Consider the following 10,391-nt stretch of genomic DNA (forward strand, 5'->3'; position numbering starts at 1 on the left):
GGCAGTACGATTGCGGACCACCCAAATCTAACAAGCCGGAACAGTCTTGCACATGAACAAAACCCTTGCCGTTGTCGCGCCCGGCACATGGCAGCCACTGCTCACCGGCAAGATGGCCAGCGTGGTCGAACGCATGGCGCGAGCCGGCCACTCGAGCCTGGACCAGCTCACGCCCGAAGAGGCCAAAGCGTCCTATGAAAAAGGAGCGGGCGTGCTCGAGGTGCCGAAGCCCGGCCTCGCGCGCATCGAAGACTTCGGCATTCCTGCCCGCGACGGCTTCGAGCTGCCGGCACGGCTCTATGCGCCTTCATCGGCAAAGCTGCCGGCGCTGGTCTATTTTCACGGCGGCGGCTTCACGGTGGGCAATATCCAAACACACGACACGCTGTGCCGCGTGCTGAGCCACAAGAGCGGCTGTGCGGTGGTGTCGGTCGATTACCGGCTGGCGCCCGCGCACAAGTTTCCGACCGCGTCGAACGACGCCTGGGATGCGTTCGCCTTCATTGCGAACGTAGGCGCGCGCCTGGGCCTCGACGCGAGCCGGCTCGCCGTGGGCGGCGACAGCGCCGGCGGCACGCTGGCCGCGGTGTGCGCCATTCTTGCGCGCGATGCGGGCCTGCCGCTCGCGCTACAGATGCTGATCTATCCCGGCACCACCGCGCACCAGGACACCCCCTCGCACCAGCGCTATGCCGATGGCCCCTTGCTCACCAAGGCGCTGATCGACTACTTCTTCGGCCAGTACGTGCGCACGCCGGCCGACCGTGACGACTGGCGCTTTGCACCACTGCTGGTCGACGACGTCGAGGGTGTGGCGCCGGCCTGGATCGGCCTGGCCGAATGCGACCCCGTGGTGGACGAAGGCATTGCCTATGCCGACAAGCTGCGCGCCGCGGGCGTGGCGGTCGATATCGAGATCTACCGCGGCGTGATCCACGAATTCCTGAAAATGGGCCGCGCGATTCCCGAGGCGCTGCAGGCGCAGGACGATGCGGCGCGCGCACTCAAAGAGGCACTGAAACCATGACCGAAGAAACCATACCCCAGAGAAAAGACTTCCGCTTCTTTCACCGCCTGCGCGTGCGCTGGGCCGAAGTCGACATGCAGAAGATCGTATTCAACGCGCACTACCTGATGTATTTCGATACTGCCATTTCCGACTACTGGCGCGCGCTCGCGCTGCCCTATGAGGAGGCCATGCATTCCCTGGGAGGTGATCTCTACGTGCGCAAGGCGACCGTGGATTTCCGTGCGTCCGCGCGCGTGGACGACGTGATCGACGTGGCCATGAAATGCGCGCGCATCGGCAACTCGTCCATCGTCTTCGACGGCGCGCTGTTCCGGCAGGACCAGTACCTGGTGGGCTGTGAACTCGTCTATGTATTTGCCGACCCGGCCACTCAGACCTCCAAGCCGGTGCCGGCTGCATTGCGCGAAATTCTCACGGGCTTCGAAGCCGGCGAGCCGATGCGTACGGTGGAAACCGGCGACTGGAAAACCCTGGGCGAAGGTGCGAGCGCATTGCGCCGCGCGGTCTTCATCGAGGAGCAGAACATCCCCAAGGAACTGGAGTGGGACGAGCACGATGCGGTGGTGCTGCATGCGGTGGCCCGCAACCGGCTCGGCCAGGTCATTGCGACCGGCCGGCTGCTGGACGCCGTGGACGGCACGGCCATGCTCGGCCGCATGGCCGTGCACCGTGTGCTGCGCAGCGGCGGGCACGGCGCCGCGATCATGCAGGCGCTGGAGGCCGCCGCCAGGGCGCGCGGCGACCGCGAGATCGGGCTGCATGCGCAGCGCAGCGCGGAGCGCTTCTATGCGCGGCTCGGCTACACGGTGCATGGCGAGCCCTTCGAGGAAGCCGGCATCCCGCACATCGAGATGCGGCGCAGGCTGGATCAGTAACGCGCCGGCGGGTCGGGCACGTAGCCCATCTCCGAACCCGGGAAGGCAGATGGGCCTTCAGGGCGCGGCCAGCGCGGCGGGGGCGGCGGCACCGGGATCACGCCCGCGGCAATGAGGTTCTCGCGGCTGTCGTAGCGGATGCGGACCACTTCGTCGGGCGTGGACTGCGCGCGCTCGAAGGTGGTGTGCCCGACATGCGAGGTCTCGCGCCGGCCGTGCGCTGTGCCCAGGCTTGGGGCGGGCGGCGATTGCCGGGCCAGGCCGCCCTTTGCCGATGCCGCGGATTCGGCGCCCAGGGCGCTGTCGGCAGAGCGGGCCTTCGCCGCGGGTGCGGCCGGCGCGGCCTCGGCCACCGCCGAGGGCGCCTCGCCGCGGCGCTCCATCTCGCGGCTGAAACTGCTGCTGCCGTCGCGGTGCGGCAGCACGATGGGCGGCGGGGGAGGCGGCACGGGCACGCGCTCGCGGAACATGGCGACGCCGATCACGCCGACGTCGTCCGGACGGCCGGTGCGGCTCGCGTACGAATTGGCGATCGACGTGAATTCGAAGGCCGCGATCTGCGAGTCGCTCTTGCGCCAACCTGTGATGTCGCTGCGCTCGCCGCCGGAAAACACATAGCCGTTTTGCAGCACGCCCGCGGTTTCGCCGGTGACGACGTTGACGCCGTCCACCGACATCACGGCCATGACGCGCTCGCCCATCGCATTGCGTGCGCGAATGGCATAGCGCGCGCCGGGCCGCCCGGCGACCCAGTATTCGCCGCGGTGGCGGTAGATGGACAGTTCGCGGCCGGTCGTGCGATCGACCACGCTGACCTGCATCAGCGAACCGATGCGGTCGTATGCAGAAGGCGGCGGGGGCGGCCGCACCGGGCTTTCGGCGCAGGCCGAGAGGGCGGCCCAGGCGAGGGCGGTAGAGATGAGGAGTCTGCGCTTCATGATGGTTCTTCCTTGCCAGGAGTGGATCGATACGGCTTCTACGGAGCAGCACTGGCGGCAGGGTTAAACGCGCGCAAAAAAATGGCGCTACCTCTTTCGGGGCAGCGCCAAGCGTCCGTGTCTTCGGACGCCGGGGGATTCGAAACTAGATGTCTTCGAGCAATGGGTAGGGCAGCGGCTCGACCGTGAGCGCCGGCCCGTCGGCGCCGCCGGCATGCAGGCCCCCGGTTTCCAGGGCCGAGATCTGGATCGAGATCAGCGCGGCCCAGCCGCCACCGGGTGCCGGCGCGGCCTGCGCCACCGTGCCCACGGGCTGCTCGGCGTCGGCGGCGGCAAACACTTCCTGCCCCGCGCTCACCGGCGCATCGGCCTGCACAAGGTAGGTGCGGCGCTTCAGCGTGCCGCGAAACTGGCTGCGCGCGACGATCTCCTGGCCCGGGTAGCAGCCCTTCTTGAAGTTCACGCCGCCCACGGATTCGTAGTTGATCATCTGCGGCACGAAGGCCTCGATCACTGGCGTGGTCAAGGTCACGATGCCGCTGCGCACCTCGCTCCACTGCCAGAGTTCGGCGTCGAGCGGCGAGCCGGCGGGCACCGGGCTGCCGGCAGGCGCGATCCACATGGCGCGTGGCACGCCGTCGGCCGGATAGAGCGACACCGCGCTGATGTCTTCGCCGATGGCCGTGCGCTGGCCGGGCAGCGCCGCGGCATCGAGGCCGTTGGCGGCCAGCGCGGTACCGGCAAGGCCATGCAGCGCGAACTGCTCCGTGGCGTCCGTGAGCTTGGCCTTGGCGCGCAGCACGTACATCGACAGGCGTTTGAGCGTGGCCGCCAGGATGTCGCGGCTGCAGACCAGCAGCACCAGGTCGGGCTGCGGCCGGATCCCAACAAAACTCGCGATCACGCGGCCCTTGGCCGTGCAAAGCGCGGCCAGGCGGGCTTCGGTAGCGCCGAGCAGCGCGAAATCCTGGGTGAGCTGGCCGTGCAGGAAGCTCGCGGCATCCGGTCCCTCGGCGCGGATCACGCCAAGGTGGGAAAGAGCGGTAACACCATTGAGAACGACAGTAGTCATCGCTGAATTATCATGGTCGGAGCCGTTCCGTCCGGTCCGCAGGGAATCCGCCCCCGTTCCCGCAAGGCCACCGACTTTTCGCCCGATTCGATTTTCCTTTTCTCCGTTCATTCATCGGACCCGTGCGCCGCTTCTTCCTCACGCTTTTTCTGCTGGCCGCCCTGGCTGCGCTCGGCCTCGGCGCCGCCGGACTCTGGTGGGTGCACCAGCCGCTCAAGCTGCCCGCACCCAGCCTAGATCTTTCCGTGGAGCCCGGCACCACGCCGCGCGGCGTTGCACAGGCCGTGGCCGATGCCGGGGCCGAAGTGCAGCCGCAGCTGCTTTACTTCTGGTTCCGCATCTCGGGGCAAGACCGCCAGATTCGCGCCGGCAGCTACGAGCTGGAGCGCGGCATCACGCCCAAGATGCTGCTCAACGTGCTGGTGCGCGGCGAAGAAGCCACCCGCAGCCTGGTGCTGGTCGAGGGCTGGAATTTCCGACAGGTGCGTGCGGCCCTGGCCAAGGCCGAGCAGCTCAAGCCCGAAACCATCGGCATGCCAGACGACGCGCTGATGGTCAAGCTGGGCCGGCCCGGCGTGCACCCGGAGGGCCGCTTTTTCCCGGACACGTACACCTATTCGAAGGGCTCCACCGACATTGCGCTGCTGCAGCGGGCAATGCGGGCCATGGACAAGAAGCTGGACGCCGCATGGTCGGCCCGCGCCGCCGATTTGCCGATCAAATCGGCGGATGAGGCGCTTATTTTGGCCAGTATTGTCGAAAAGGAGACAGGAAAAGCCAAAGACCGCGCCGAGATTGCCGCCGTGTTCGCCAACCGGCTGCGCACCGGCATGCCGCTGCAGACCGACCCGACCGTGATCTACGGCATGGGCACCGCCTTCGACGGCAACCTGCGCAAGAAAGACCTGCTGGCCGACACGCCCTGGAACACCTACACGCGCGGCGGCCTGCCACCCACGCCCATTGCCATGCCGGGCAAGGCGGCGCTGCTGGCGGCGGTGCAGCCGGCGCAAAGCAAGTCGCTGTACTTCGTTTCGCGCGGCGACGGCACCAGCCAGTTCAGCAGTTCGCTCGACGACCACAACCGCGCCGTCAACCGCTACCAGCGCGGTGGCAGCAGCAGCAGTGGCGAACCCAAACCGAAGGTTCCGCAATGAATGAAGGCCTGTTTCTGACGCTCGAGGGCATCGACGGTGCAGGCAAGTCGAGCCATCTCGACGCGATGGAGGCGCTTTTCAGGGGACAGGGCCGCACGGTGGTGCGCACGCGCGAGCCCGGCGGCACGCCGCTGGCCGAAACCTTGCGCGGCCTCATCCTCGAGCAGCCGATGGACCCGCTGACCGAATCGCTCCTGGTGTTCGCAGCGCGGCGCGACCACGTCACGCGGGTGATCGAGCCAGCACTGGCGCGTGGCGACGTGGTGCTGTGCGACCGCTTCACCGACGCCACCTTCGCCTACCAAGGTGCGGGGCGCGACTTCGACGCACAGGTGCTGTCGACGTTGGAACGATGGGTGCAGGGCAGGGCGGATGCGCCAGAACTGCTGCAGCCTCACATCACGCTGTGGTTCGATCTGGCTCCCGAGATTGCCGCCCAGCGCCTGGCCGGAGCACGTTTGCCCGACAAGTTCGAATCGCAGCCGGTCGAATTCTTCCGGCGCGTTGCGGCGGGCTACGCAGCCCGCGCGGCCGCCGATGCAGAGCGTTTCGTGCGCATCGACGCCAGCCAGACGCGCGACCAGGTCTGGCAGCAAGTCGAGACGGCGCTTGTCGCGCGCGGCGCCTTGGCACCGGCCAGCGGGGCGGCACCATGAGTACGCAGGCGCTTTCGCCCTGGCTGCATCGGCCGCTCGCGGAGCTCCTGCGCCAGCGCGGCCATGCCTGGCTGCTGCAGGGCCCTTCGGGCCTGGGCCAATACGAACTCGCGCTGGCGCTTGCCGCCGCCTGGCTGTGCGAACAGCCGAAGGCGGAGGAGGGCGGTGCCGCCTGCGGCCATTGCCCGAGCTGCCATTCGATCGAAGTTCGAACCCACGCCGATCTTTGCGTGCTGATGCCCGAGGTGGCCATGCAGGAGCTGGGCTGGCCGCTGGACGAAAAGGCGCAGGCCGACATCGACGACAAAAAGCGCAAGCCGAGCCGCGAGATCCGCGTCGAGGCCATGCGCGACGCGGTTGGCTTTGCCCAGCGCACCAGCGCGCGGGGCCGGGGCAAGGTGGTTCTGGTGTATCCGGCCGAGCGCATGAACACCATCACCGCCAATGCGCTGCTCAAGACGCTCGAAGAGCCGGTCGGCGACGTGCGCTTTGTGCTGGCCAGCGAGGCCGCATGGCAGCTGCTGCCGACCATCCGCAGCCGCTGCCTCGGCTTCACGCTGCCATGGCCCGCCACGGCCGACGCCGAAGCCTGGCTGGTGGCGCACGACGTGCCGGCTGCCGACGCGCCGGCCTTGCTGCGCACCGCCGGTGGCCGGCCGAGCGACGCGCTGCGGCTGGCACGCTCCGGCCAGTCGCCGAAGGCCTGGTCGCTGCTGCCCAAGGCCATTTCGCGCGGCGACGTCGCGGCGCTGGCGGACCAGGCGCCCTCGCAGGCCATCAGCGCGCTGCAAAAGCTCTGCCACGACCTGATGGCCATCGGCTGCGGCGCCGAGCCGCGCTTTTTCGAACCGGCCGACCTGCCGGTCGCCGTGCCTTCGCATCTGGCGCTGGCGCGCTGGTCGAAGTCGCTCGCCAACGCCGCAAGAACCGCCGAACACCCCTTCAATGCGGGCCTCATGCTGGAAGCGCTTGTGAGCGAGGCGCGAACCACCCTAAACTCTGCTCCTCGCCGCCCATGAACCAACCAGTCGCCCCCGCCGCCGCCGCAACGCCTCAAAGGCCGAGCGTGATCCAGCTTGCCATCAAGGAAAAGGGCGCGCTCTATGCCGCCTACATTCCGCTTTTTGCCGAGGGCGGCATCTTCATTCCGACCTCGCGCGAATACCGCCTGGGCGACGACGTCTACGTGTTGCTGACGCTGCCCGAAGACCCGCAGCGCTACCCGGTGGCCGGCAAGGTTGCGTGGATCACGCCGCAGCGCGCCGCCGGCAACCGGGCGCCTGGCGTGGGCATCCGGTTCCCCTCGGACGAAAAATCGCGCCAGCTCAAGGCCCGCATCGAAGCGGCGCTCGGCGGCTCGATGGCCTCCGACCGTCCCACCCAAACTATCTAGGCCCGCCCGCAGGCTGCGCGCACTTCGTGCTGCGCGCGCCTTCCCCTACGGGGGCGACACCAGAGGCCGGCAAAGCCGGTTCGTCGGTGTCCCTGGCATAAAGCCAGACAATCAGTGCCATGTTTACCGATTCCCACTGCCACCTGACATTCCCTGAGTTCGCGGACCACATGCCGCAAATCCGCGCCGCCATGGCCGAGGCGCAGGTCGATCGGGCCCTGTGCATCTGCACCAAGCTCGAGGAGTTCGACGAAGTGCAGGCGCTGGCGGCCCGCTACGACAACTTCTGGGCCAGCGTGGGCGTGCATCCCGACAACGAGGACATCGCCGAACCGACCGTGGACGACCTGGTGCGCCGTGCGGCCATGCCCCGCGTGGTGGCCATTGGCGAAACCGGCCTCGACTACTACCAGATGGAAGAGCGAAAGGGCGGTCGCAGCATTTCCGACATGGAATGGCAGCGCGACCGCTTCCGCGTGCACATCCGCGCAGCGCAGCAAACGCGCATGCCGCTCATCATTCACACCCGCGAAGCATCCGCCGACACGCTGGCCATCCTCAAGGAGGAGGGCGAAGACGGCTCCGGTCGGGCTGCAGGCGGCGTATTCCATTGCTTCACCGAAACCGCCGAAGTCGCCCGGGCGGCGCTCGACCTTGGTTTCTACATTTCGTTTTCGGGCATCCTGACCTTCAAGAAGGCACAGGACCTGCGCGACGTGGCGGCCTTCGTGCCGCTCGACCGGATGCTGATCGAAACCGACAGCCCCTATCTGGCCCCGGTGCCGTACCGCGGCAAGACCAACAATCCGTCCTACGTGCCTTTTGTGGCGAAGCAGATCGCCGAACTGCGCAAGCTGCCGCTCGAAGCCGTGGCAAAAGCCACCAGCGATAACTTCGAAGCGCTGTTCAAGGGAGTAAAAACAACATGAAGAAATACATCAAGAAATTCTTGTATCTTGCTGTCGCAGCAGCAACTTTTACCGCAAACGCAGGTTCGTTCGAAGACTTTTTTCGGGCCGTGCGCGGAGACAACGCCAGCGGCGTGCGTACGCTGCTGAACCGCGGCTTCGACCCCAACACGCGCGACGAAAATGGCCAGACCGGACTGATCATCGCCTTGCGCGAACCGTCGCCCAAAGTGGCGCAAGTGCTGCTCGAGTCGCCGCAGACCGACGTCGACATTGCCAACGCGAAGGACGAGACGCCGCTCATGCTGGCGGCCATCAAGGGGCAGCAAGACCTCGTCACCCAATTGCTGAAGCGCGACGCCGCCGTCAACAAGACCGGCTGGACGCCGCTGCACTATGCCGCCAGCAGCGGTCAGCTGACCATCATGAAGGTGCTGCTCGACAACTACGCCTTCATCGATGCGCAATCGCCCAACGGCACCACGCCGCTCATGATGGCCGCGATGTATGGGTCGACCGAGGCCGTGAAGCTGCTGCTGGCCGAAGGCGCCGACACCACCATGAAGAACCAGCTCGGCATGACCGCGGTGGACTTTGCCACCAAGGCAAATCGCCCCGAAGCCGCGCAGCTGATTGCCGCGGCGGCCGACACAAAGGCCGGCCCCAAGCCCGTGCCCAAGGACGGCAAATGGTGAAGTCGGCGGCGCTTGTCAAAGGCTGAATTCGACGGGCTTGAGCAGGCCCAAAATAGCGTTCAAAAGGGCGCCCGCACAGTCGTGCGAGACTCTCCGTAGAAGGAGAAGTAGAGATGAATACGTTCCTATTCATGGTCTTTTTGGTGGCCGTGGGATTGCTTGCGTTCGTGATGGTTGCCCGGAAGAAGTCAGAGCAGAACACCAGCGGCTTCGTCGACAAGCCCAAGGCCCGGCCACCGCTCACTGCACGCGAGCAGGCCATGTACAACCGGCTCGTGCAAACCCTGCCGGATCTCGTGGTGCTGCCGCAGGTCAGCTTCGGTGCATTGCTCACGGCCCGCACGCGCGCGGCGCGAAGCTCGTTCAGCCGCAAGATCGCCGACTTCGTCGTGTGCGACCGCTCGTTCAAGGTGGTGGCCGTGGTCGCGTTCGGCGGCGACAAGGCCCACAAGGGCAAGTCGCAACGCGACCTGGACCGCGAGGCGCTGCTGGTGGAGGCTGGATACCGCGTGCTGCGATACCCGAGGGTTCCGGACGTGGGGCGTGTGGAGGCTGATTTCGATCCGACGATGGCATCCGTGAGTCCCATGGGGTCCTGAGGGCGGTCGTTGCTTGGCTTGCCTTGTTGGGGTGGTCTCATTGGGACATCCGAAAAAGGAACACAATGTGCATTATGTTAAATGACTTGTGCAATGACATATGCAGCAGGTCCGTTTTGAAGGGCCCTGTGTGATGCTGAGCCAAGCCAACACCACCCTCGACTTCGACACCGCTGGCCGTGGTCTGCTGGAAATCACCACGCCCGTTGCGCGATGGGTGCAAAGCACCGGCTTTAAAACCGGGCTGCTCACGCTCTTCATCCGCCACACCTCGGCCAGCCTGCTGGTGCAGGAAAACGCCGATCCGGAGGTTCAGGCAGACCTCGAGCGCTTCTTTGCGCGGCTGGTGCCCGATGGCGATCCGCTCTTCAGGCATCGCGATGAAGGACCGGACGACATGCCGGCCCATGTGCGCTCGGCGCTCACGGCCGTCCAGCTTTCGATCCCGGTGGCCAACGGCCGCATGGCGCTGGGCACCTGGCAGGGCATCTATCTCTGGGAACACCGGAAGCGGCCGCACCGAAGGCAAGTGGTCTTGCACCTAATGGGGTCGTCGTAAGGGTGTAGCGGCTCCCCTGCCCCAGCCAGTTTTGTTTCAGCGGCCGTCCGTCTGCGGGCGGGGTGTCACGTTCAGGCTCGATCCGTGACGGTGCCCGCCTCAGGCATGGTCTTTGCATAACTGCTGGCTCACGGTGTAACGAAGCACCGTTTTGGTGAGGTTTCCGCGGTCTGCGGATACCCGGAGCGTGAAGAGCGCCCAGCACCCCGCCCGCGCTCCGCGAGCATCCCAACCCCCTGAACCCCGCCCGTCGATGCGGCCCCACAAGGCCGCATCGACGGCATTTGCATTTTTGATTCGAACCCGCTGATTCCCGAAAGGCCCCACCCCATGCAGAAACTCAAACTCGTGATGGTCGGCAACGGCATGGCCGGCGTGCGCACGCTGGAGGAGCTGCTGAAGCTCGCCCCGGACCTGTACGACATCACCGTCTTCGGTGCCGAGCCGCACCCCAACTACAACCGCATCCTCTTGTCGCCCGTGCTGGCCGGCGAGCAGACCGTGGACGA

The 10,391-nt window shown here is 66.6% G+C and carries 12 protein-coding genes and 1 pseudogene; 11 read left to right on the top strand and 2 right to left on the bottom strand.

Features of this window, described 5'->3' with window-relative positions; all coding sequences use genetic code 11:
* The first annotated feature begins 52 nt into the window (after positions 1-52).
* Together BLR24_RS18675 and BLR24_RS18680 are read left to right on the top strand one after the other, a co-directional pair.
* On the top strand, positions 53-1,027 hold the full coding sequence (locus BLR24_RS18675) for an alpha/beta hydrolase (RefSeq protein WP_093019548.1): 975 nt from the start codon (positions 53-55) through the stop codon (positions 1,025-1,027).
* Positions 1,024-1,905: a YbgC/FadM family acyl-CoA thioesterase gene (locus BLR24_RS18680; RefSeq protein ID WP_093019550.1), complete on the top strand. Its 882-nt coding sequence runs from the start codon at positions 1,024-1,026 to the stop codon at positions 1,903-1,905. The genes BLR24_RS18675 and BLR24_RS18680 overlap by 4 nt, the downstream gene beginning before the upstream one ends.
* On the opposite strand, the gene BLR24_RS18685 is transcribed toward BLR24_RS18680, so the two are convergent.
* On the bottom strand, positions 1,899-2,843 hold the full coding sequence (locus tag BLR24_RS18685) for a hypothetical protein (RefSeq protein WP_093019552.1): 945 nt from the start codon (positions 2,841-2,843) through the stop codon (positions 1,899-1,901). The two genes, BLR24_RS18680 and BLR24_RS18685, sit on opposite strands and share 7 nt — an antisense overlap.
* Before the next feature lie 145 nt (positions 2,844-2,988).
* Complete coding sequence (locus BLR24_RS18690) at positions 2,989-3,915, bottom strand: CAF17-like 4Fe-4S cluster assembly/insertion protein YgfZ (protein ID WP_093019554.1); 927 nt, start codon at positions 3,913-3,915, stop codon at positions 2,989-2,991.
* A 122-nt stretch (positions 3,916-4,037) separates the two neighbouring features.
* Between BLR24_RS18690 and mltG the strand changes: the two genes are divergently transcribed.
* The 9 genes and pseudogenes from mltG to BLR24_RS31070 all read left to right on the top strand — a co-directional run.
* Positions 4,038-5,072, top strand: coding sequence for an endolytic transglycosylase MltG (gene mltG / locus BLR24_RS18695; protein WP_093019556.1), 1,035 nt, complete (start codon positions 4,038-4,040; stop codon positions 5,070-5,072).
* Positions 5,069-5,728, top strand: coding sequence for a dTMP kinase (gene tmk / locus BLR24_RS18700; RefSeq protein WP_093019558.1), 660 nt, complete (start codon positions 5,069-5,071; stop codon positions 5,726-5,728). Before mltG ends, tmk begins: the two co-directional genes overlap by 4 nt.
* Entirely contained in the window at positions 5,725-6,747 is a 1,023-nt protein-coding gene (locus tag BLR24_RS18705; protein ID WP_093019560.1) for a DNA polymerase III subunit delta', read from the top strand. The genes tmk and BLR24_RS18705 overlap by 4 nt, the downstream gene beginning before the upstream one ends.
* Complete coding sequence (locus BLR24_RS18710; RefSeq protein ID WP_093019562.1) at positions 6,744-7,121, top strand: PilZ domain-containing protein; 378 nt, start codon at positions 6,744-6,746, stop codon at positions 7,119-7,121. Before BLR24_RS18705 ends, BLR24_RS18710 begins: the two co-directional genes overlap by 4 nt.
* Positions 7,122-7,240: 119 nt before the next feature.
* Entirely contained in the window at positions 7,241-8,050 is an 810-nt protein-coding gene (locus BLR24_RS18715; protein WP_093019565.1) for a TatD family hydrolase, read from the top strand.
* Positions 8,047-8,724: an ankyrin repeat domain-containing protein gene (locus tag BLR24_RS18720; protein ID WP_093019567.1), complete on the top strand. Its 678-nt coding sequence runs from the start codon at positions 8,047-8,049 to the stop codon at positions 8,722-8,724. The genes BLR24_RS18715 and BLR24_RS18720 overlap by 4 nt, the downstream gene beginning before the upstream one ends.
* Before the next feature lie 113 nt (positions 8,725-8,837).
* Positions 8,838-9,323, top strand: coding sequence for a DUF2726 domain-containing protein (locus BLR24_RS18725; RefSeq protein ID WP_093019569.1), 486 nt, complete (start codon positions 8,838-8,840; stop codon positions 9,321-9,323).
* Between the two features lie 133 nt (positions 9,324-9,456).
* A complete protein-coding gene (locus BLR24_RS18730) occupies positions 9,457-9,882 on the top strand; it encodes a secondary thiamine-phosphate synthase enzyme YjbQ (RefSeq protein WP_093019571.1) in 426 nt (141 codons plus the stop codon).
* Positions 9,883-10,212: 330 nt separating this feature from the next.
* A pseudogene (locus BLR24_RS31070) lies at positions 10,213-10,391 on the top strand (NAD(P)/FAD-dependent oxidoreductase); the annotation flags it as partial.

Source organism: Variovorax sp. OV700, from assembly GCF_900099805.1.
Lineage (GTDB): Bacteria > Pseudomonadota > Gammaproteobacteria > Burkholderiales > Burkholderiaceae_C > Variovorax.